This window comes from Desulfobacula sp. (genome assembly GCF_021107415.1).
Genome location: NZ_JAIOSW010000161.1, coordinates 1 through 21635 on the forward strand (window position 1 = coordinate 1; position 21635 = coordinate 21635).

General features: G+C 40.9%; 24 protein-coding genes. 5 read left to right on the forward strand and 19 right to left on the reverse strand.

Annotated elements, in window-relative coordinates; all coding sequences use genetic code 11:
• The 5 genes from K8S13_RS08780 to K8S13_RS08800 all read left to right on the forward strand — a co-directional run.
• Nucleotides 1-578 (forward strand): penicillin-binding transpeptidase domain-containing protein (locus K8S13_RS08780; RefSeq protein ID WP_291462004.1); only part of this gene is annotated, 578 nt, incomplete at its 5' end.
• Between the two features lie 34 nt (nucleotides 579-612).
• Nucleotides 613-1017 carry a hypothetical protein gene (locus tag K8S13_RS08785; protein WP_291462005.1) on the forward strand — a complete coding sequence of 135 codons (405 nt, stop codon included), beginning with the start codon at nucleotides 613-615 and terminating at the stop codon, nucleotides 1015-1017.
• Nucleotides 1014-4304: an SIS domain-containing protein gene (locus tag K8S13_RS08790; protein WP_291462006.1), complete on the forward strand. Its 3291-nt coding sequence runs from the start codon at nucleotides 1014-1016 to the stop codon at nucleotides 4302-4304. Before K8S13_RS08785 ends, K8S13_RS08790 begins: the two co-directional genes overlap by 4 nt.
• 11 nt (nucleotides 4305-4315) lie before the next feature.
• The gene (locus K8S13_RS08795) at nucleotides 4316-5452 is read left to right on the forward strand and encodes an MFS transporter (protein ID WP_291462007.1); all 1137 of its coding nucleotides are present in this window, start codon (nucleotides 4316-4318) and stop codon (nucleotides 5450-5452) included.
• 102 nt (nucleotides 5453-5554) lie between these two features.
• Nucleotides 5555-6262 (forward strand): S66 peptidase family protein, encoded by a 708-nt coding sequence (locus K8S13_RS08800; RefSeq protein ID WP_291462036.1) that lies wholly within the window; start codon nucleotides 5555-5557, stop codon nucleotides 6260-6262.
• Between the two features lie 67 nt (nucleotides 6263-6329).
• Here the strand turns inward: K8S13_RS08800 and K8S13_RS08805 are convergent, their stop codons facing one another.
• From K8S13_RS08805 to K8S13_RS08895, 19 genes are all read right to left on the reverse strand, one after another.
• A complete protein-coding gene (locus K8S13_RS08805) occupies nucleotides 6330-6599 on the reverse strand; it encodes a BrnA antitoxin family protein (RefSeq protein ID WP_291462008.1) in 270 nt (89 codons plus the stop codon).
• A complete protein-coding gene (locus K8S13_RS08810) occupies nucleotides 6580-6894 on the reverse strand; it encodes a BrnT family toxin (protein ID WP_291462009.1) in 315 nt (104 codons plus the stop codon). The genes K8S13_RS08805 and K8S13_RS08810 overlap by 20 nt, the downstream gene beginning before the upstream one ends.
• Nucleotides 6895-7245: 351 nt before the next feature.
• Nucleotides 7246-8046: a dihydropteroate synthase gene (locus K8S13_RS08815; RefSeq protein ID WP_291462010.1), complete on the reverse strand. Its 801-nt coding sequence runs from the start codon at nucleotides 8044-8046 to the stop codon at nucleotides 7246-7248.
• 29 nt (nucleotides 8047-8075) lie between these two features.
• Nucleotides 8076-8708: a corrinoid protein gene (locus tag K8S13_RS08820; protein ID WP_291462011.1), complete on the reverse strand. Its 633-nt coding sequence runs from the start codon at nucleotides 8706-8708 to the stop codon at nucleotides 8076-8078.
• A gap of 152 nt (nucleotides 8709-8860) precedes the next feature.
• Nucleotides 8861-10204 (reverse strand): glycerate kinase, encoded by a 1344-nt coding sequence (locus K8S13_RS08825; RefSeq protein WP_291462013.1) that lies wholly within the window; start codon nucleotides 10202-10204, stop codon nucleotides 8861-8863.
• An 87-nt stretch (nucleotides 10205-10291) separates the two neighbouring features.
• A complete protein-coding gene (locus K8S13_RS08830; protein ID WP_291462015.1) occupies nucleotides 10292-10834 on the reverse strand; it encodes a helix-turn-helix domain-containing protein in 543 nt (180 codons plus the stop codon).
• Between the two features lie 38 nt (nucleotides 10835-10872).
• Nucleotides 10873-11841 (reverse strand): uroporphyrinogen decarboxylase family protein, encoded by a 969-nt coding sequence (locus tag K8S13_RS08835; RefSeq protein ID WP_291462016.1) that lies wholly within the window; start codon nucleotides 11839-11841, stop codon nucleotides 10873-10875.
• A 197-nt stretch (nucleotides 11842-12038) separates the two neighbouring features.
• Nucleotides 12039-13322 carry a TRAP transporter large permease gene (locus tag K8S13_RS08840; RefSeq protein ID WP_291462017.1) on the reverse strand — a complete coding sequence of 428 codons (1284 nt, stop codon included), beginning with the start codon at nucleotides 13320-13322 and terminating at the stop codon, nucleotides 12039-12041.
• Nucleotides 13319-13831 (reverse strand): TRAP transporter small permease, encoded by a 513-nt coding sequence (locus K8S13_RS08845; RefSeq protein ID WP_291462019.1) that lies wholly within the window; start codon nucleotides 13829-13831, stop codon nucleotides 13319-13321. Before K8S13_RS08845 ends, K8S13_RS08840 begins: the two co-directional genes overlap by 4 nt.
• Nucleotides 13832-13913: 82 nt before the next feature.
• Nucleotides 13914-14882 (reverse strand): TRAP transporter substrate-binding protein, encoded by a 969-nt coding sequence (locus K8S13_RS08850; RefSeq protein WP_291462021.1) that lies wholly within the window; start codon nucleotides 14880-14882, stop codon nucleotides 13914-13916.
• Nucleotides 14883-15401: 519 nt separating this feature from the next.
• Nucleotides 15402-16262, reverse strand: coding sequence for an alpha/beta hydrolase (locus K8S13_RS08855; protein WP_291462022.1), 861 nt, complete (start codon nucleotides 16260-16262; stop codon nucleotides 15402-15404).
• A 49-nt stretch (nucleotides 16263-16311) separates the two neighbouring features.
• Nucleotides 16312-17136, reverse strand: coding sequence for a ComF family protein (locus K8S13_RS08860; RefSeq protein WP_291462023.1), 825 nt, complete (start codon nucleotides 17134-17136; stop codon nucleotides 16312-16314).
• Between the two features lie 29 nt (nucleotides 17137-17165).
• Nucleotides 17166-17933 carry a 23S rRNA (guanosine(2251)-2'-O)-methyltransferase RlmB gene (gene rlmB, locus K8S13_RS08865; RefSeq protein WP_291462025.1) on the reverse strand — a complete coding sequence of 256 codons (768 nt, stop codon included), beginning with the start codon at nucleotides 17931-17933 and terminating at the stop codon, nucleotides 17166-17168.
• A complete protein-coding gene (gene gmk, locus K8S13_RS08870; RefSeq protein ID WP_291462027.1) occupies nucleotides 17930-18499 on the reverse strand; it encodes a guanylate kinase in 570 nt (189 codons plus the stop codon). The genes rlmB and gmk overlap by 4 nt, the downstream gene beginning before the upstream one ends.
• 4 nt (nucleotides 18500-18503) lie before the next feature.
• Nucleotides 18504-18764 (reverse strand): DUF370 domain-containing protein, encoded by a 261-nt coding sequence (locus K8S13_RS08875; protein ID WP_291462028.1) that lies wholly within the window; start codon nucleotides 18762-18764, stop codon nucleotides 18504-18506.
• 26 nt (nucleotides 18765-18790) lie between these two features.
• Complete coding sequence (locus tag K8S13_RS08880) at nucleotides 18791-19672, reverse strand: YicC/YloC family endoribonuclease (protein WP_291462029.1); 882 nt, start codon at nucleotides 19670-19672, stop codon at nucleotides 18791-18793.
• A complete protein-coding gene (locus K8S13_RS08885; RefSeq protein WP_291462031.1) occupies nucleotides 19669-20214 on the reverse strand; it encodes a DUF4416 family protein in 546 nt (181 codons plus the stop codon). The genes K8S13_RS08880 and K8S13_RS08885 overlap by 4 nt, the downstream gene beginning before the upstream one ends.
• 2 nt (nucleotides 20215-20216) lie before the next feature.
• Complete coding sequence (locus K8S13_RS08890) at nucleotides 20217-20384, reverse strand: Trm112 family protein (protein WP_291462033.1); 168 nt, start codon at nucleotides 20382-20384, stop codon at nucleotides 20217-20219.
• A gap of 19 nt (nucleotides 20385-20403) precedes the next feature.
• Nucleotides 20404-21635 (reverse strand): ABC transporter ATP-binding protein (locus K8S13_RS08895; protein ID WP_291462035.1); only part of this gene is annotated, 1232 nt, incomplete at its 5' end.

Sequence of the window (21635 nt, forward strand, 5' to 3'; positions counted from 1 at the left end):
GGGTTGTCCAGTCGGAATTACCCTTTGTTTCAGGCAGTTTTGAAACCAATGACAGCGACTACCATCTGGCTGAGCTTGGTTGCGGCTTTAACAATGACACCATGATCTCACCGATATTTGGTGCCATGCTCATCTCGGCAGTGGTCAATTCAGGCAAGGTCACACTGCCAAGTATTGTTGAACATGTAACCAACTTTGATGGAGAAATCATTTACAAACATAAAAAAGCAATCTATAAGACAGCAATAAGCCCGCAAACCGCAGCGACAATGATGCAGTTAATGGAAAGAACCATATCAAAGGGGACTGCCAGAAAATCTTTCAGGGGTGCTTCACGGGATAAAGTACTTTCGAAAATTGTAATTGGCGGAAAGACCGGATCTTTGTATAACAAAAAGCATACGATTAAATACGACTGGTTTACCGGATTTGGGAAAGAGAAAAAAACAAATAAAAAAATTGTTCTGTCTATTGTTGTCGGGCATAGAAAATATATTGGAACAAGAGCAACGACTTATGCAAAGATGATTTTAAAACAATATTTTAAAAAAAATATAGCTACAACCGCACAATTGTAAAAATAAAAAAATCTTTTGGATGATGGAGGGAAGAATGATTGAAGCAGCAAAGCATTTTTTAAACCTTTGTTTAAATCTGGTCAAAAAATTATTTTCAATTAATATTGAAATCGGTAAAGCCATAAAACAGGTAAAAAAAAATTCCCTTATATTCTTCCCTTGCCAACTTAATACATTTTCCTGCGGCATTTCTGCTTTTGTTGCATTTAAGGCAAGCAGCGATCCAAACCATTTAAATTTAGACCCTATCCAGGAAATGGTCCTTTCATTAAAAACAAAAAGTTTATCGTCCGATGTCTTGTCTATCCGGGATGATTTTCCCGGCAGTGATGATCTTCTGAACGCCTTGTTTGAAGAGTGCCAGGGATTTAAACAGGTTTTTTTAATGAAGGAAAAAGAGACCTTCTTTTATCTATTTCAGAAACAATTGAACAATTGATAAAGGATCAAACTGTCATATTTAAAAAAGAAGTTTCAAATCTTTCTAGTTCAGATGTTGAAATAATTTCCCTGCGTCTTGAAAAACTCCAGGATATTTGCTGGTGTCTTAAAAAAGAAATTCTGGACAATATCACCGCCATCAGTAATCTTGCCATTGGTCTTGAAAATTCCGACAACGTCCCGGGGTTAAGAATATTTAAAAGGATTAATGCCGTATTGAACAGTATTGACCGGCTTGAAGTCAGGGGAAGAGATTCTGCAGGAATTTCGGTTATATTTACCTTGACCAAACAGGAATTTGAAAATTTCAGAAAAGGACTGATCAAGGCAGGACTTTCGGAAAGGTTGAAACAGCGAACAAATCACCTGGTATTATCCAATAACAGCCTTACCATCAAAGACACTTTCCCTGAAAATGACCAGCACTTCGTGACAATTTCTTTTATCTACAAATTTGCTGCGGAAATCGGTGCACTTGGAGACAATGTAAGTTTTATCCGAAGCCAGATTAAAAATGATCATATGCTTCAATTACTTTCAAATTATCACTTTGCTGCCAATTCCATATCTGCTCACACCCGATGGGCCTCTGTCGGAGACATTACCGTAGCCAACTGCCATCCCCAGGACAACACTCCCACAGACAGGAAAATCGGTAAGACCGGCATCATTCATGTCTGCCTGAATGGAGATATTGACAATTATCTTGAATTAAAAACAGAGTATGAAGCACGATATGACAAAATCCATGAGGATATCAATACTGACACCAAACTGATCCCGCTTCAGATCGAGCACTACCTGAAACAAAATGAATCCATTGAAGAGGCCTTCAGGTTGGCTGTCAATGATTTTGAAGGCTCCCATGCCATCAGCATGCACTCGAATCTTGCACCGGGAAAACTGTTTTTAGCCCAGAAGGGAAGTGGTCAGGCTATTTTTGTCGGGATTGCAAAAGATCATTATATTGCGGCATCAGAACTCTATGGCATTGTAGAAGAAACCCAGGATTACATCAAACTCAATGGAGGAAACAAGGGCCAGATTGTTATTCTTGATCAGGATTCATCGGGTGGTGTATCAGGGGTTCAATCCTTATATTACGACAATACACCCATCAGCATAGAAGAGGATCATGTACAGACAAGCCAGATTACGTCAAGGGATATTGACCGGCAAAACTTCCCCCACTATTTTTTAAAAGAAATTTCAGAATCCCCAGGTTCAGTTGAAAAAACCCTGGAAAACAAATTCAAAGTTTCCACGGAATCAAACCTGTTCACCACAAGCCTGGACGAGACGGTGATTCCAAAATCACTGGTCGATGACTTTAAAAACAACCGGATTAAAAAGGTTTATTTTATTGGTCAGGGAACTGCCGGGATTGCGGCCCAAAGCTGTGCTGATCTGTTAAATTTCTATCTGGGGGATATCGATATTGACATCAGGGCATTAAAATCATCAGAGCTGTCCGGATTCAATATTGTTGAAGAAAAAAATGCTGAAGACTCCATGGCCAGCACCCTTGTTGTAGCCATCAGCCAATCCGGCACCACAACCGATACCAACAGGACCGTTGACATGGCAAAAGGTTGCGGCGCCAAAACGCTGGCCATCGTGAACAGGAGAGATTCTGATCTGACCTTTAAAACAGATGGTGTATTATATACCAGCTCCGGCCGCGATATTGAGATGTCTGTGGCATCAACAAAAGCATTTTATTCACAAATTACAGCAGGAGCCATTTTAGGTCTTCACATTGCAGGTATTGTTCAAACAAGATCAAGTGAATTTATCACAGAACAAATCAACGAAATCATGAGCCTGCCGGATAAAATGAGAGTTATACTTGGGATGAAAGATCAAATCAAAGATTCAGCCTTCAGGCTTGCGGTCTCAAAAGACTATTGGGCAACTGTTGGATCAGGATCAAACAAGGCATCTGCCGATGAGATCAGGATCAAACTCAGTGAGCTTTGCTATAAAACCATTTCGTCTGACTTTATTGAAGATAAAAAACATATTGACCTGTCAAGCGAACCATTGATCATTATCTGTGCTGCCGGCACAAGAGAAAGCGTACTGGGAGATATTATAAAAGATACTGCCATCTTCCATGCCCACAAGGCAACTCCTGTGGTTATCACCACCATTGGAGAAGATCGGTTTGACATCTATGCCAGGGATATATTTAAAATACCTGAAACAAAAGAACATTTTGCACCTATCCTTAATACACTTGTGGGACATATCTGGGGATATTATGCTGCCCTTGCCATTAATGAGGGTTCCAGGTTTATGTATGACGGAAAAATTGAAGTCCAGGATGTTTTAGATGAATATACCTCCATGGGCCATGATGTTTATGAAGTTCTTCTGGAAAAACGATTCAGGGAAACCATTGCGCAATTCTATAACAAATTTTCAAAAAAACGAAGACAAGGCGGCTTCCCTGCGGCCATGGGGCTTGATAATGTTGCCAATATCACTTTGCTTTTAAAATACCTGTCAGGCAGACTGCCGGTGTCGGATTTTGAACTTGACTTTGAAACAAAAGGCACGCCTTCCAACATGCTAAATACATTTTTTGATAACATTGGCCAGTCCATCAACACCATGGCAAGACCTGTTGATGCCATCAAGCATCAAGCCAAAACCGTCACGGTGGGCACCAGCAGAATCAGTGAAAAATTTGAAGGTTATATTTTTGATGAACTGAATGCCAATGACATTCAAATCTCCCAGATTACCAATAAAAATGTCCTGGTGATTAAAAACCTCCAGGAGGTTATTTCAAAAGTCAACGGTGCCTTTCTCTACCAGATCTCGGGCCTCAGCCTTTTGGGCGAAGTCACTCCTGAAACAAAAATTAAAATAGTGAATAAAACCGGTGTATTAAAAGAAGAACATTCCAGGGTGGAAACTGATCCCAGGCTCAAAGGAACTAAGAATATTATCGTGAGAGAAGGAAATGTCTATATCGGAAAAGGCAGAAAGGACAATAAAAATATCCTGGTGATTCCCGGCATTTCTTCAAATCCTGCCACACCCAACATCATTGAGTATATTTTATCTTTAAATATCAGCTTTAAAACATCCAGCAACGTACCACTTTTAAAAAAGATCAAAGCCTTAGGCGGTAAATATAACAGGCTCAAAGACTGGATTCTTGAAAGTGATAATTTTCAATGGGATGACAAATATCTTAACCTGGTGGAAGTTGAAACCCTGTTTGGAGATACCGCAGAAAAAGTAGTTGAAAAAATAATCAGTAAAATTAAATAGAAGGCTGTTTTATGCCTGACTATAAAAAAGAACGGATGTATTCCTATCTCATCGTTCTGACTATTTGTTCCGCCGCAGGACTCCAGTGCTGGCGAACCCTTTTCGATAATTTCAGTGTTAACATTGTCGGACTTGACGGTAATCATATCGGTGTGCTTCAGTCTGTCCGCGAAATTCCGGGATTTCTGGCGTTATTGGTCACCTATGTGATTTTGATCATTAAAGAACACCGGCTGTCTGCGCTCTCCATCATTATCCTGGGGACAGGTCTCTTTTTAACCGGGCTTTTGCCCAGTTTTTCCGGTCTTATTTTTACAACCATTGTCATGAGTTTCGGGTTCCACTATTATGAAACAACCAACCAGTCTCTGACGCTCCAGTATTTTGACAAACTGACCTCCCCACTTGTTTTTAGCGAACAAAGAAAATCTGCAGCAGCTGCTAATATTGCTGTTGGCATCCTGATATTTGTGATCGCTCCTTTTTTAAGCTATACAGTCATATATATCCTATTTGGCTGTCTGATCGGTGCAGGCGGTATCTGGGCCATCACAAAAAATCCTGTCAATAAAAATATTATTCCCCAGAAAAAGCAACTGGTATTAAAAAAGCGTTACTGGCTCTTTTATTTTTTAACTTTCATGGCCGGGGCCCGGCGGCAGATCTTCATGGCATTTGCCGTATTTTTGCTGGTAAAAAAATTTGAATTTTCTGTTCAGGATATAACCCTGCTCTTCCTGGTGAATAATGTGATTAATTTTTTTATCAATCCTTTAATCGGAAAATTTATTGTAAAATACGGTGAAAGAAAACTTCTTTCCATTGAATACTTTTTCCTTGTCCTGATTTTTATCTCCTATGCCTTTGTTGACTCAAAACTGATCGTCGGTGTTTTATATGTCCTTGATCATATTTTCTTTAATTTTGCAACGGGCATTAAAACCTATTTCCAAAAAATTGCCGATCCCCGGGATATTGCATCCAGCGCTGCCGTTGGATTTACCATTAATCACATTGCAGCAGTGGTCCTGCCGGTCATTGGCGGACTGTTATGGATGGTCGATTATAAAATTCCCTTTTTGGCCGGGGCTTTTTTCAGCCTTATCTCCCTTTGTCTGGTCCAGTTTATCAGGATAGAAAAACAATGATAAAACTCAACAAAAATGATACTATCGGTTTTTATTCCCCGTCTACACCCATAACATTTTTTTGTCCCACCCGCTTTGAACGCGCTAAAGCATTTTTAGGCCATTAAAGATAACCCTAAAATATTTATAGGTTATTCTGATGTCTCCTCCATATTGCTGGCCATTTATCAGATGACCGGGGTAACAACATTTTACGGACCTGCTCTTGTTGCTTCCTTTGGAGAATTTGAACCCTATAATGAGATGACTTTTAAGTATTTTACTGATATTTTTATGGAAAATCCAAACCTGCCATATGAGTTTGAAAAACCTTATTTCTGGACAGAAGACAACATTGACTGGGAAAAACAAAAAAAAAGTGAAAACAAGACTGAAAATAAATGGGTTACCTGCAATAAGGGTGTTGCAAAGGGAAGGCTTATCATCGGCAACCTGAACACCATCGCCAGTATCTGGGGAAGAGTGTATATGCCCAAAATTGAAAAGGGGGATATTCTTTTTATTGAAGACACACAGAAAACCGCAGCCATGCTTGAAAGACTGTTTTCATTTTTAAATGTAAATCAGGTGTTTGAAAAAATAGGTGGCTTGATCCTTGGGAAACATGAAAATTTCAATGATCAGGGAACACTGAAGCACCCCTATCAAATTTTGGAAGAAGTCCTTGGGGAATACAATTTTCCTTTTCTGGCTGAAGTGGACTGCTGCCACACCCATCCCATGTTCACCATGCCCATTGGTGCAACCATAGAATTAAACGCCTCAAAACAGACCATAACCCTTCTTTCTTCAAAAGCAAAGATATCATAAGTACCTTCAGATAAAACCTGATTTATAAATACAGATGTTAATTTTGCTGTTTTGATTGATTTGAATTTTAGTGAATATTCAGCTCTTTTTCTATGCGCTCAGCCAAGAATATCTTCAGCAGCGATTGATAGGGTACATCCCTCTTGTTGGCTAATAATTTAAGATCTTCCAGTATAGATTCGGGAAGTCGAAGAGAAATTTTTTTAACTGAAGGCTTTAGATTAGATAATGTTAACCGATCTGCTTTATTCCAATCAAAAAAATCAGTTGAATCATGGGTTGACCAGAATTCTCTTTCCTCATCTTCACTTTTGAAATCAGGAATTTGCTTTTTCATATGCTTTCCTCTCTTTTCTGCTCATATCTCTTGCAGAAACAACTCGAATAAAATTGTTTCTGATAGTGAATGCAATAAATAATAATCTTTTGACATTTGTTTGGCCCAATGAATAATATCTGACTTCTTTCTCAGAATGTTTAGCATCATTCTGAATAATCAAAGGAAGGTTAAAAAAAATCTGTTCACATTCAGAAGGCGTTACTTTATGTTTTTTCCAGTTTTTATCAATATTTCCGTCATCCCAATCAAATCCGGTACAATGCCTTAAAAAAATTTTATTTTTATCATCCATACTATTATGTATATACTCATACCATACATTTTGTCAAGGTTGGCAAACTTTTATCTATAGATATTGTGAATTTGTGGGAGCTCTTTAAGCAATCACACGTAGATTGACCCTTGCTCGCATAGTGAAATTAAAATCTCTTTTCAAAAAGACTTCATATGCTATATATGGGGTTACTCATAACTTTTAGAAAACCAGCTCAATGAATACAAGTACCCATCGGTCGGATTTTAATTGCAGTCACTACTGCCAAAAGAAGTCAACACCCTTTAAATAAAGAGTCTTACCCCATAATGATAGACAGAGTAGTCAGTTTTTGAATACTCCTGTTTCGACCGTTTTTTTTAGTAAGTATTAGCTTGAGATTGATCCTGCTCGAACACCTTTTAGGTAATTCATACAAAAATCGTCATGATTTAAGAGCATGTCTGCGGTTCTGATAGTCGCCATGATTTTTTTGTCCAGAGGATCAATAATAGCGGAATCCATACCTGCAACCATCATCAGGGAGACAAAGGTTCTATTGATGACTTTTCTCTGGGGAAGTCCATATGAGATGTTGGACAGACCGCCGGTAATGTGAACATCCGGGAATTCGGCTTTGATGGACCGGACTGCATCCAGAACCATGACACCTTTTTTGGAGTCAACACTGATGGGCTGAACCAGTGGATCCACATAGATGGAGGCTGTGGGGATGCCGATTTTGTTGAGTTCTTGAACCAGGCTTTTTGCGCGGCCCAGGATGACATCGGAAGAGCTGGGCATGCCGGTATCATCCATACAAAGTGCAATGATTTTGCACTCTTTTCCGTCAAGAAAGGGCATCATGGCATCAAATCGTTCTTTTTCCAAACTGATGGAGTTAATCATGGGGGTCTTTTCCACCATTTTGAAGGCCATTTCCAGAACAGTCGGATCAGGACTGTCCAGGGTAAGCGGCACAGCGGCAATGGGCTGGATGGTATCCAAGAGCCATTTCATATCCTCAGTTTCATGACCAATGCGGGCTCCGGCATTGACATCAATAAAGTTAGCACCTGCTTTCTTCTGTTTTTTTACATCATCAATGATATAGTCAACATCCCTTTCTGCCACGGCGGCCTGGACAAGTTTTCTGGAGGTGTTAATTCTTTCACCTATTACTTCAAACATAGTTCTTCTCCTGTGTTTATACGTCCGGCTTAGTTGACAAATGATTTGGCAAGTTTTGAAGCAGAACCTGCATCAGCTGCAAATCCGTCTGCTCCGATTTCATCGGCAAAAGCCTGGGTCACTGGTGCACCGCCCACAAGAATCTTAACCTGGTCTCGGAGACCGCTTTCCACGATGGCATCCACGGTTTGTTTCATCATGGGCATGGTGGTGGTTAAAAGGGCTGACAGACAAACAATCTGGGCGTTTTTTTCTTTGATCTGGGTCACAAAATCTTCCGGGGCTATATCCACCCCGATATTATGGACTTCCATGCCCGCGCTTCCCATCATCATGGCCACGAGATTTTTACCGATATCATGGAGATCTCCCTTGACCGTGCCGATGATAACACTGGCACTGGTGGCGGACTCATCTTCTCCCAACAGGGGTTTGAGAATGGCTACGCAGTCTCCCATGGCCTTGGCTGCCATGAGGACTTCGGGGATGAACATGTCGCCGTTTTCCATTTTTTCGCCCACAATGTCCATACCTGCAATCAGGCCTTTATTGAGAATATCTCCGGCCGGAGCATTCTGGGCCAGGGCATTATTTACAAGATCTGTCAGTTTGGCATTGTCACAGGAAACAAGGGCATCTGTCATTGCATTAAAATCTGTCATTTTTTTACACTCCAATTTTTAACTATCATTATTTTTATTAAATTTAAATTTCATAAATACTATATTTCACGGGTTCCCCGATAACCTTAAAGGAAAAGGCAAATGACAGCACGTCATATACGTATCAACATAGATATAGGTGTTTAAAAGCATTATTCATCGAGCAACAGTATCTGGAGATCCATCACATTGGTACGAGTAGGGCCAGTGATCAGAAGATCTCCAAGTGCTTGAAAAAATGGATAAGAATTATTGTGAACAAGGTATTTGGAAGCGGACAAACCAAAGGCAACGGCACGTGAAGCCGTTGAACCGTCAACAAAGGCACCGGCCGCATTAGTAGGGCCATCCGTACCGTCAGTACCAGCAGATAAAAGCAGGGTTTGTGAAGCACCCGACAGTTCAATGCCTGCAGCCAGAGCAAGCTCTGTATTCCGTCCGCCTTTACCTTTACCTTTTATTGTTACAGTGGTCTCACCGCCGGAAAGCAAACAGGCAGGGGATGGAATCGGGCGGCCTGAAAGTCTGATTTCTTTGGCAATTGCACATAAAATTTTAGCAACCTCACTTGCCTCACCTTGGATCATGGAAGAAAGAATGAGCGGGGTAAACCCCTGACGTTTGGCTTCTTTTTCAGCTGCCGACAGTGCATCTGAAATACTTCCGATAATTTGGTTATCTACATTGACAAATTCAGGCGCGCCAGGTTTTGGAGTTTCCTGAATCTGCCCCGCAACCCCTGCAGAAATTCGATTATAAACAGGCTTTGGAATTTTTTTCCAAAGACCATAACGGCTAAGTATCTCCTTGCAGTCATTAAAAGATCCCGTATCTGGTGCTGTAATTCCCGACCCAATAATATCAAGATCATCACCAATGACATCGGATAATATCAATGAAATCATACGGGCGCCGTTGGCACTCCTACACAATTGGCCCCCTTTGATCTGTGAGAGATGCTTCCGAATGGTGTTGATCTCGTGGATGGTTGCTCCGCAGTCCAATAGCAGCCGGGTGGTCTCTTGTTTGTTTTCCAGGCTGATCCCTTTGGCAGGAGCTGGGGTGAGTGCGGAACCGCCACCGGAAATCATGCATAGGATCAAATCTTCTGGGCCAGCGTTTGAGACCAATTCCAAAAGATCCTTTGTGGCATTAACGCCGTTAGCGTCAGGGATTGGATGACCGGCTTCCAAGATCCGACAGCGGCTTAAAGGAACTCCATGCCGGTATTTGCTAATCACCAGTCCGTCATGGATATGACTCCCTAAAAGCTCCTCTGCTCGTTGCGCCATAACGGCTGAAGCTTTGCCGATACCAATCAGGTAAAGTTTGTTGATCTCTTCAAGACTATAATGGATCTTTCCTACCTGTAAATGACCGTCCGCTATTTTAAGATGTCTATTGACGCAGGCATACGGATCTACAGCTTTTATACCGGCATTAAATATGGTTTCTGCGACTTCTCTTAAATTCCGTGTAGATTCCGTCTGGCTCAAACTGTTTATCCTTTCAATATCCATAACCGAAAAGCCAAAATAAATTCATGCAAAATTTGCATTCTTTCATTTTCATAGGGACAACAACTAAAATTTAGGAGGAGAAATAATCAGGTAAAACTTGCAATCATCATGACATGAATTTTGTAATTTGTGAGGGATTGAACTGTCGAAATAAAGGCTCTCGCCTACTTTCAAAGAAATCATCTCATGTTCATAGACGATTTCCATTTCTCCTTCCAGTACAATTAAACACTCCTCGCCTTCGTGGGCAAGCAGATCGCTGCTGGTGGAACCACCCTTTTTTAGCGTACCGATATGAATTCCCATCTTTTTGTCCTGGTCGGAGTGGATAATTTGATACTCCAGTCCATCATTCGGGAATATTACCATTCGGGCATCTTTCAATTTTACTTTTTTATTTGTCGGCCCAGAGTGATCCAGTACCAGGAAAAAAAGGGGAACCTCAAGGCTGATTGCAATTTTACGTAACGTCGACAATGAGGGATCTACTTTCCCTGATTCGATTTGACTCAGCATACTGGGCGAGATGGTCGACATGCCTGCAAGTTTTCTTAATGACAGTCTTTTTTTCTCTCTGTATTCTTTAATTCGTTTGCCTTCAATCACTACCTAATATTCCCCGATACAATTATTGATTATTAATCCTATCCAATTGGATATTTTCCCGATTCTCTAACGGTATCATAGAGCGCCAGAACATTTTCCTCCGGTACATCGGCCTGAATGTTGTGTACTGAACAGACAATTAGCCCACCGCCAGATCCAGCGGCTTTAATCAACTGCTTCACTTCATTCTCCACATCTTTCACCTTACCCGAAGGAAGGATATGCTGAGAATCAATACCACCCCAGAAAACAATACGCCCGCCATATTGTTTTTTTAATTTCTCTGCGTCCATTCCTTCAGCCCTAACCTGGACCGGATTCAGGATGTCTATACCGACGTCAATGAAATCTTCTATCAGACTTGATACAGCACCGCAAGAGTGCCAGAAAATTTTTGCGTTGGTTCTTTCTTTTATAAAACGAATCGACTTTTCCTGTCGCGGCTTGATAAATTCTCGATAGGTATCCGGTGATATTAAGGTTGTCTTCTGGCCAGCCAAATCTCCCCCCTGAATGATAACATCCAGATACTTCCCACAAACTCCCAAAACATTATCCAATAATCTTAAATGTAATGATAATGTTTTGTCAAGTAAGGCATGAACAAATTCCTTGTCTGCAACCATATCCATGTAAAATTTATCCATGGCTCTGAGTTTCCAGGCCCTCTCATACCAGGATTCCCACGCAAAATTGCCTACCACACCATACTCATTCTCTTCGGAAAGTTGACGCGCCCGCTGCTCAATACCGTCAAGATAGCCGCTGTCATCTGGATCCGGCCAGGAGTAATTTTCCAAATCGTCTATAGTGGCGTTCCTCAAAGGGCTGTCAATCAGATTATAGTAAAGGGATGATTCAGGCATCAGAAAGCCGCAGCCCCATTCATCCGTGACGTAAAGGCCCTTATCTGTTTGCTGGGGTTGAAAATGCCAGAAGTGAGGCTCTCCAAGGTGAACATACCGTGTATCCACCCCAAGTCGCTCCAGAACATCTTCTTCAGGCATAACATTTTGCCTTAGCCAATCGAACACCTGCCCTTCTCGCTGGATACCCATTTTTTTCAACAGCCGATTATACGCATTTATACTTATCGTGGTGACCCAACCTCCCAGATCTAATGGAACACGATCCGGGTCTTATGGTTTAATGCTGCAATGAATCTCTCTTTACTGTTCATCATTTCTCCTTAATAACGATATGTCTATTCAAATACAATCCCGGGAAGCCAAAGAACCAGCTGCGGGAAAAAAGTAATCAATGCCAATGAAACTAAAAGCGGGATTAAGAATGGAGTGACGGCCTTCATCACTTCAGCTACACTCAGTCCGGACAAGTCGCTGAGCACATACAGGCCCACACCAAACGGCGGGGTCAAAAATCCGATACAGACGTTGAGAACCTCAACCACGCCCCAGTGAACAAGATCAATCTGGTATGCTGTCAAAACCGGTATAATCATCGGTGTGAATACCAGAATAATTGCACAGATATCGAAAAAGCACCCGGCAATTAAAAAAACAATATTTAATATAATCAAAACAACCCATTGCTGATCAGTGGAAGACATGATGAAATCACGGATAAGTGCCGGCACGTTCTCCATTGTGATGATCCAGCCAAAAACCGATGCTGCCCCCATAATGACCAGGATAAGGGCCGATGTTACTGCAGAGCCAACCATCATTTTCAACAAATCTTTCAGGCGCAGGGTGCGATAAATAAAAAATGAAATGACAAATGCATAAACCACAGCCACCACTGCGGCTTCAGTTGGTGTGAAAATGCCGCTGATGATTCCACCTAAAATAATTATCGGGGTCATCAATGCCCAGGAAGATTGCTTAAAGCTCTGCCAGATTTTTTTCCAGGGGGCCCGCCTGGCATCATGGGGATAATTGCGACGAACAGCAAAATAATATATAGCAATCATAATCGTGAGACCCATTATCAAACCTGGGATGGCCCCGCCTACAAAAAGCCGTCCAACAGACTGTTCCGCTATCATTGCATAAAGGATCATTTGAATGCTTGGCGGCATTATGGGGCCTATAATGGAACTGGCTCCAGTAACTGCAACGGCAAAAGGCTTATCATATCCGGCCTTAACCATCATGGGAATTTCTATTTTTCCCAATCCGGCTGTATCAGCTGTAATTGAACCACTCATTCCCGCAAAAATCATAGAAGCAACAACATTTACATGCCCCATGGATCCCTTGATATGCCCCACCAGAGATCTGGCTAACTTGAACATCTCATCTGTAATACGACCGGAGTTCATGATATCCGCCGCCAGGATGTATAGAGGGAGGGACAAAAGTGGAAATATCTGCAGGCTGCCTAACATTCGATGGGCTAGAATAATAAAGGGGATAGGTTCGATAAAAAGTACATAAAAAAAACAAGACAACAACAAGGAAAATACCACCGGCACCCTTAGGGCCATTAAAACCATTAAAATTGTAATCAGAATCAAAGCATTCATAAAACACACCCTTTGTCCCGGTCTTCCATTTCAGGGAAAGGCTCTTTATTTCGTAACAGAGAAATCAGACGCTGAATTTGGTAATAAAGCATAATGATAAAACCAGAAATCATGGCCCAACCAAACCATGATTCCTTTATCCTTAAAGCCGGTGTCGTAGAAAAGGCCAATCTACCAGTAAGTTTCCAGCTTTGGTAGATCATCACACAGAGCATAATAATCACTAAAATATCGGATAAAATTTTCATCCTCCGTGCCATTGGAGCCGGGCAATTGTCGCTAAAAAAGGTAATACATACATTTTTATCCTGACGAACAAGAATGGCGCCTCCAAGGAAGGTTATCCATATTAATCCCAGAACTGCCACCTCTTCCGACCAGAAAAGCGGTGCACTGAACACATAGCGAAGAATAACACCAACAAATAGGATGACTACAGTAGCACCCATAATCAAACCGATGGTCCAATCCAGCAACTGTGCCAGCCTTTGGTTAATTTTATTTAACATGGGATCCCTCCTTCTTGGGTAAAATCAGGAGTGCAGCAGTCGTCAGCAGCACTCCCGGTTATGCATGAACGCAGTATAGCAATTATTTACTCAGTTTCTTTAACAGACCTTTAGACCATAAACCGCTTTTTTCTAACTCCTTGTGTACACTCCCTGCTTTACTGGTCCATTTGACAGGGTCTCCATCGGTAAATTTAATACCTGCGGCTTCCATTGTCTGCTGAGCCTCAGCTTCCAAACCCTGTCCATAGCTGACAAACCAGTTGGCGCATTCCTCACTGGCCTGGGTCAGTATTTTTTGAATTTCAGGGGTCAATGTCTGCCATTTTGAATCCGATATCCAGGTCACATCATAAAGCTGCATGAAATCCAGTTTTGTGCAATAATCCAACTGCTCGTAAAATTTTTCATCTCTAACCTGAACAATGTTATGAACCATGCCGTCTACTACTTTTTGTGAAAGAGAAAGATAAACATCACCCCAAGCCAAAGGAACTGCAGTTGCACCAAGCCCATTCCATGAGTCAACTAAAGCCTTTGATTGCCATACCCGCAACTTGATACCATTCAATTCGTCAGGGGTTAAAATCTGTTTTTTCTGAGTCCAAAGATGGAATGCCGGCCGGAATGCAAATCCAGGCAATGTCCGGATACCGGTCTTTTTGCGGACACGTTCACGAACTTCATCAATATAGGCATTTGTTTTCAATTCTTCACGTGAGAACATGAATGGTGTCCCAAAAATTGCATAGTCTTTATCAAATGTGTCCATGAACGACTCGGCTTCTTGAACAATATCAATCGTCCCCATGCTGAGCCCCTGAAGGAGCTCCTTGATATTCCCAAGCTGCTGGGCCGGGTAGATTTCAATTTTTACCTTACCGCTACTTTTTTTGTCTACCAATTCTGCAAATTTTTGAGCCTTCTTATCAAGCATACCACCAGGTGCAGTGATATGGGCCAGTTTCAATACTACTGACTCTGTAGCAAATGCAGTCCCAACACAAAAGAACATAACCCCGATGAAAGAAACCATCAATAATTTTTTCATTGTACAACCTCCTTTTAAAGTGTTTATTCAAACTTTACAATGTTTAGTACAATTAAATTTTATTGTCAATAACTTTATTAAAAAATTTGATTAAAATGAATATTTATCTATTTATCTATTTAGATTTTATATATTTTTTAAGATTAAAAACAAACATTTCAATAAAAAAATAAAATTTAATGTTAAATGTCAATGAACATAGATAAGCTCTCCGCTGTATAAAAGGCAGATAGTTTATTCTTCAGTTTTGAAATTCATTTTTTATTGAAGACAAAATATCTGAAGTGAAAAATTTATAAATTCAATTTATGTATTTTAACGATTTTTACTAGCAAGTATAGATGGTATCATCAGTGACGAGTAAAATTGAAAATTGGGGTACGACTTCCAAAAGAAACACTCGGTGCTCAAGACCCTACCGGCAGTGATCATAGTAACGTGTTGGGCTCACTTTTTTAAAATATTCCAAATGCCAAATGTAGTATAGATAAACTTTTCAACGGGATATGGCTAAATGCCTTAAATAAAAGGCAGGATGGTATCGATTGTTTTATCAGGGTCTTCCATCATTAGAAAATGACCGAATTCTTTCAGCTCAACAAAAGTGCAGTTTTTGATTATTTTTGTCAGCCTGCTGGCGGCTTGTTTATGGAACAAGTCTGATCTTTCACCTCTGACGACAAGGACAGGAATATTGATATGGTTTGCATGCTGCCAGGTATTGAAGGGGACAAACTCATAAATCTGTGCTTCAAATTCAGGGTTGCAGCATAATTCCCAAGTGGTTGCGGTATCTTTTTCAATGGCCGTATCCACATAGGCTTGAACATATTCAGGTTTCCATGACTTGAACATGCCCTTGCCTGAATAATGGATCAATGCCTCTTCTCTGGATTGAAATTCAGATTTTTTGGTCCGGGTCATTTTAGGAAGAGAAAGACTCCCAGCAAGTCCTATTTTTCTAAATAAGGCTGCAAGCCAAACAATTTTCATTGGAAGAATAATGGGGTCCAGCAGGACTATCTTTGAAAAAAGATGGGGAAACAGGGCTGCGGCCGCATAGGTAAAATATCCGCCGATGGAATGGCCGATGCCGATGACCGGAGGATTTGTAATGGCGCAAACAACCTGTTCAAGATCCTTGATAAAAATATCCCAGCTTTTTATCTGAGTCGTATTTTCCTTTGTGGAGAACCCGTGTCCCCTGATATCTGTTGCATAGATTTTCAAGTCATGGGAGGATAGCTTTTCTAAAAAAGGCAGATAGGTTCCAGCACTCAAGGAGTTGCCGTGGCAAAAATGAATTTGATTTTCTGATTCCCCCAGGGCATGGTAATGAAAAAATCCCTGGTTTATATTTATAAATTTTCCCTTTATCATCGTCTCTTGCTCTTTTATTATCCTTGGTGCTACAGGTATTTGTAGTATTTCAGGTTCTGGCAAGCACCAGTGCTTCCACCTTTTTTGCACCATTTTTTAACAACTCCATAGCAGCCTCATTACAGGTTGCACCCGTAGTAAAAACATCGTCAATTAAAAGAATATTTTTATTTTCAATTGCTTTTTTATTAACGACCTGAAACGCTTTTTTTAAATTGTTTTTTCTCTGTTCAATATCAAACCCTGTTTGCGGATCTGTCTTTTTAACCCTGGCAAGTGAAGCAGTATCAATGTCCCATTGAGGCGGCTGTTGATAGATCTTTTGATAGGTTTTAATAAAGTTTCGGATCATCAGATATGCCTGGTTAAATCCCCTTTCCCTCAGTTTTTTCTTGTGCAAAGGCACGGGCAGGATCAAATCGACACGGGATGTTGAATAGTGCCGTAAAAATGTCTGAAACAATAAGTGTTCAAATACCTTTGCAACCGACAGTTTTGAATGATATTTAAAAAGGGGAATCGCATCTTTTACAATGCCTTTATACTCTACTGCTGCTCTGACCCGGTCCAGCTTTAAAGGTGCTTTCAGACAGGCTTCACACACATGATTTTCATCAAAATCCGATGCTGTAATCTGGTGGAACTGAATCCCGCACTTTATGCAAAAAGGTGTGTCAATCGGATGAAATCCAAGCCCCATGCAATGATCACAAAAACAGGCCTCCATTGTATGGGGTTTAACCGTATCGGGATCAATGTAGGCACCGCATTTTAAACACTTTAATGGATATAAAAGCTGTTCAAAGATCCTGATAGTGTTTTTTAATGCTGATACGGAATATATTCTGCAATAATCCTTGAAATACTTTAGCATGTGTTGCCTGTTCACCTTCAGGCTTTCCTTTATGTTCTTTGGCGAAGGGCTTCATACATGGCAATACCCCCTGCCACAGAAGCATTCAGGGAATTAACCTTTCCTATATTTTGGCCTATATCCAGGCCAATATTCGGAATAGATAATAAAAAATCACACTCTTTTTTTACAAGAGGCCTGATACCTTTGTGTTCACCGCCAATAACAAGCGCAATATTCCCTGTCAGATCAGCGTTAAACAAAGAAGTATCGCCGTCTGCATCCAGACCGGATATCCATACTCCATTTTCTTTCAAAGATCTTAAAATGGAAGCTGTATTGGTAATCATATAGATATCCGCATGCTCCATGGCACCGGCAGAACTTCTGGAGACGGTTGAAGAAGGCACGGCAGATCGGTCCTTTGGAACAAGAATATAATCAACCCCGGCGCAGAGCGCCGTTCTGATTAATGCCCCGAGGTTATGGGGGTCTTCAATATTTTCCAGGATCAGAATAAAACAAGGCGCTTTTTTTTCCTGTACAAGCATTACGACCTCGGATGCTTTTTTGACAGGAAAAAAAGATGTTTTGGCAACCAATCCCTGATGATTTGAAAAATCGGTCATCCTGTCCAGAAATTCAGGATCAACAGCCTGGATTTGTATATTTCTTTCCCGGGCAAGGGTCTCTATGTTTTCCATCCTTGAAAGGGATCTTTTTTTTGAAATCAGTATCTTATAAAAATTTCTTTTGTGTGCCTTTAATGCTTCATACACAGAATGGAACCCAAAAAGGATATCGTTTTTCTCTTTCATGGTTGCGCTATCTCTTTTTCAAAAATCGAGCAAAGCTCTTCTATGGCTTCATCAAGATCATCATTGACCACCACGTATTGATACATGTCTTTTTGGGTCATTTCAAGTTTTGCATTCTCAAGACGTCTGGCAATCACTTCTCTGGAATCTGTTCCCCGGTTTTCAAGCCGTTGAAACAAAATTTCAAAAGAGGGCGGCATGATAAATATGGAAACCAGATCCAGGTCTGAGTCCATGATTTGTCTTGCACCCTGGATATCAATATCCAGAAGAAGATCCCAGCCTTTTCCAAGGCAATTTCTTACAAATTTTTTGGATGTGCCATAATAATTATCATGAACCTTTGCCCATTCAAGCCAGTGATCCTGGCTTATTTTCCGCTCAAACTCCTCCAGGCTGATAAAGAAGTAATCAACGCTATCCTGTTCATTTTTCCTTGGACTTCTAGTGGTGTGAGATACAGAATAAAAAAGGCTTTTAAACCGGTTTAACACCTTTCTTACCAATGTTGTTTTGCCGGCCCCTGAAGGGGCGGAGATTAAAAACAGCTTTCCCATGCCCGTCATGGGATTATTCTTCTTCCTGGCTCATCAGGGATTCAAATCTGTTGGAAACAGTCTCAGCCTGAATGGCGGAAAGAATGACATGGTTGCTTTCAGTGATGATAATTGCCCTTGTTTTTCTACCGTGGGTGATATCAATCAGACGTTTTTCCTCGCGGGCTTCATCCTTGACTCGTTTCATGGGAGATGAATTGGGAGATAAAATTGCCACTACTTTTTGCGCCACCACAGTGTTTCCAAAACCTATTGTCAAAAGGAGCTGTTCCATTAGTTTATCCTTTACATATATAAAAACTACTCTATATTTTGTACCTGTTCTCTGATCTTTTCAAGCTCTGATTTCAAATCCACCACCCTATGGGATAAAGACGCATTTCCAGCCTTTGATCCAATGGTATTAAATTCCCTGTTAAATTCCTGAATTAAAAAATTAAGTTTTCTTCCCTGGGAATTATCTGAATCTATAATATCCCGAAACTGCCTGATATGACTGTAAAGTCTAACAATCTCTTCTGACACATCACTCTTATCCGCCAAAATGGCGGCCTCCTGGGAGATCCTGACAGGGTCCAGCTCTTCTGTGTCAGAGGTTAAATAGGATATTCTTTCCATGAGTCTTTGCTTATAAATCGGCGGGATTTTAGCGGCATCTTTTTCAATCTGCTTTAAATTTTTCTCAATATAATCAATTCTTGAGGTCAAATCAGAATATAGATTTTTGCCTTCCTCCCTGCGCATGATGTCCAGATCGGCACTGGCAGTTTCTACACAAAGCCGGATTGGCTCCCACAAATCTTTTGAATCCTGCTCCTTTTTGGAAGAAACAATCACATTCCTGGCGGCTAAAATATCTGTGAGATAGATGTCGCCCGACAGATTTAAATCTTGTTTTATCTTTTTTAATGCCTGAAAATAGGATATTGCCTTTGCCTCATCCACTTCAAACTGATCCAGGTCCTTTGCATCATCCCGAATAAACAGTTTGATATCAATCCTTCCCCTGTCATGGGTTTTGGCAATAATCTTTTTGATATCCTCTTCAAATACCTGGCAGAATTCCGGACAATAAAAAGAAACATCAAGGTGTCGTGAGTTATAGGAACGGATGGTGACATCCGCTGTAATGGTACCGTGAGTTTTAGACCCTTGAGAAAAAGCGGTCATACTTTTAATCATTTTATTTTTCCTTTGCCTGCCTTTAAATCCAAAAGATATTTATCCCTGACCTTTGATAAAAATAAAATCATACTTTGTGATGCATAATCCGGATATGTCCAGTCCAGGGTTTTAAAGCCCTCTTTTTTAGAATACATCAATGTCAAGTCTGCATAAATTTTGTGACCGATATAAATCCTGTGAGAATATTCCTTTCCCGTGGCCAGGATAAACCGGGAGGAAACAAGATATCCGGGATCAATATTGACCGCCCGCTTCCCAAAAGTCATAAATCTTGTTTCAAGTTCGTTGGTCTTTTTTTTAATTTGGGCCAGTTTATCCTGGTCAATCAGATTTTTAAACGTGAACACTTTTCGGAACAAAGGAGACCCCATCTCTTTGTAATAATAATCGGTAAAAGCAAAACCAAGCCATCGGCTGATCATGTCTACAGGGCCGAACTCCTCTTCCAACAGAGGGAAAAGTTTCTCAATGCAAGCCTTATCATTCATAATACAGCCCACAACCAATTTTGCAGGATCCGGATCTTTTAGAATGCTCATCCTTACAGCGGCCTTGCTTCATCAATCAGCATGATGGGGATACCCTCTTTTATTTCATATAAAAGGGCGCATGCCTCGCAGACAAGTCCGTCTTTTTTGTCATTTAAATGAATCTCACCCTTACATTTGGGGCAAACCAGTATTTCCAATAGTTCTTGGGAAACTGCCATTATTTTCTCCTTTAATTATTTAAATCTTTAGCGCCTGCATGGCCTGAAGTTTATAATATTCCCCTTTCAGGGCCATCAGATCATCATGGGTTCCTTGTTCTTTTATGGTCCCGTTTTTCAATAAAATAATCCTTGAGGCATAATCAATTGTGGACAACCTGTGGGCGATCACAAAAGATGTTCTGCCTTCCATCAGGTTTTCCAAAGCCTTTTGTACCACCCTTTCGGCTTGAGAATCCAATGCAGAGGTTGCTTCATCCAGAATAAGAATCGGTGCATCCTTGATCAGAGCCCTTGCAATACAGAGTCGCTGTTTTTCTCCCCCTGAAAGTCTTGCACCTAGCTCACCAATGATGGTATCAAATCCGTTAGGAAACCCTTGTATAAAATCATAAGCAAAGGCGGCCTTTGCTGCGTTTTCTATCTCAGAATCCGTTGCATCCATTTTACCGTACCGGATGTTATCTTTCACAGATTCGTTAAAAAGGATGGGTTCCTGGGTCACAATGGAAATATGATCCCGCAAAGATTTGATTGAAAAATCTTTTATATTTTTTCCTTTGACCAACAAGGCGCCCTCGGTGACATCATACAGCCGTGGCACAAGATTGACAAGGCTGGTTTTTCCTCCCCCGCTCATTCCCACAAGGGCCAGGACTTCTCCGGGTGCCACCTTTAAATTGATATCATTTAATGCAGGCGCCTCGTTATCATTATAGGAAAAACCGACATGATCAAACTCAACATCAAAGGCACTTCCTGTAAGAATTTCAGGGTTTTGTTTTTCTAAAATTTCAGATTCCTCTTCTAAAACATCAAATATCCTTGTGGCGGATGCCACCCCTTCCTGGATGGTGTTGTTGAGCCTGGACAATTTTTTCACCGGATCATAGAGCATCATCACTGCAGTCAGAAAAGAAAAAAAAGTTCCCGGTGTTGATGTCCCGCTAATGACTCGAAGGCCGCCAAACCAGATAATAAATGCAATGCCAAGTCCTCCTAAAAACTCCATGACAGGAGAAGACAGAGCCATGGCAACGACTTTTTTCATCTCAAGCCTGAAAAGTTCCCGGGTTTTCTCTTTGAATCGTTCCTTTTCAAAAATTTGCAGATTAAAAATCTTGATAATCTTGCTGCCGGTAAAGGTTTCATGCAGAAATGAATTCAAATCCGCCATGGTCTCCTGGGTCCCTGTAGAAAATTTACTAACGCGCCTGCCAAACAGAACAATGGGATAAAAAGCCAGGGGCA

Excerpts from the sequence above, each read along its gene's own strand:
- K8S13_RS08815 (WP_291462010.1), bottom strand. The coding sequence starts at position 8,046 with ATGTTTGAAGTAATAGGTGAAAGAATTAACACCTCCAGAAAACTTGTC.
- K8S13_RS08880 (WP_291462029.1), bottom strand. The coding sequence starts at position 19,672 with ATGATTAAAAGTATGACCGCTTTTTCTCAAGGGTCTAAAACTCACGGT.
- K8S13_RS08860 (WP_291462023.1), bottom strand. The coding sequence starts at position 17,136 with ATGCTAAAGTATTTCAAGGATTATTGCAGAATATATTCCGTATCAGCA.
- K8S13_RS08855 (WP_291462022.1), bottom strand. The coding sequence starts at position 16,262 with ATGATAAAGGGAAAATTTATAAATATAAACCAGGGATTTTTTCATTAC.
- K8S13_RS08820 (WP_291462011.1), bottom strand. The coding sequence starts at position 8,708 with ATGACAGATTTTAATGCAATGACAGATGCCCTTGTTTCCTGTGACAAT.
- K8S13_RS08805 (WP_291462008.1), bottom strand. The coding sequence starts at position 6,599 with ATGAAAAAGCAAATTCCTGATTTCAAAAGTGAAGATGAGGAAAGAGAA.
- K8S13_RS08795 (WP_291462007.1), top strand. The coding sequence starts at position 4,316 with ATGCCTGACTATAAAAAAGAACGGATGTATTCCTATCTCATCGTTCTG.
- K8S13_RS08890 (WP_291462033.1), bottom strand. The coding sequence starts at position 20,384 with ATGGCAGTTTCCCAAGAACTATTGGAAATACTGGTTTGCCCCAAATGT.
- K8S13_RS08885 (WP_291462031.1), bottom strand. The coding sequence starts at position 20,214 with ATGAGCATTCTAAAAGATCCGGATCCTGCAAAATTGGTTGTGGGCTGT.
- K8S13_RS08845 (WP_291462019.1), bottom strand. The coding sequence starts at position 13,831 with ATGTTAAATAAAATTAACCAAAGGCTGGCACAGTTGCTGGATTGGACC.
- K8S13_RS08835 (WP_291462016.1), bottom strand. The coding sequence starts at position 11,841 with ATGCCTGAAGAAGATGTTCTGGAGCGACTTGGGGTGGATACACGGTAT.
- K8S13_RS08850 (WP_291462021.1), bottom strand. The coding sequence starts at position 14,882 with ATGAAAAAATTATTGATGGTTTCTTTCATCGGGGTTATGTTCTTTTGT.
- gmk (WP_291462027.1), bottom strand. The coding sequence starts at position 18,499 with ATGACGGGCATGGGAAAGCTGTTTTTAATCTCCGCCCCTTCAGGGGCC.
- rlmB (WP_291462025.1), bottom strand. The coding sequence starts at position 17,933 with ATGAAAGAGAAAAACGATATCCTTTTTGGGTTCCATTCTGTGTATGAA.
- K8S13_RS08840 (WP_291462017.1), bottom strand. The coding sequence starts at position 13,322 with ATGAATGCTTTGATTCTGATTACAATTTTAATGGTTTTAATGGCCCTA.
- K8S13_RS08810 (WP_291462009.1), bottom strand. The coding sequence starts at position 6,894 with ATGGATGATAAAAATAAAATTTTTTTAAGGCATTGTACCGGATTTGAT.
- K8S13_RS08875 (WP_291462028.1), bottom strand. The coding sequence starts at position 18,764 with ATGGAACAGCTCCTTTTGACAATAGGTTTTGGAAACACTGTGGTGGCG.
- K8S13_RS08785 (WP_291462005.1), top strand. The coding sequence starts at position 613 with ATGATTGAAGCAGCAAAGCATTTTTTAAACCTTTGTTTAAATCTGGTC.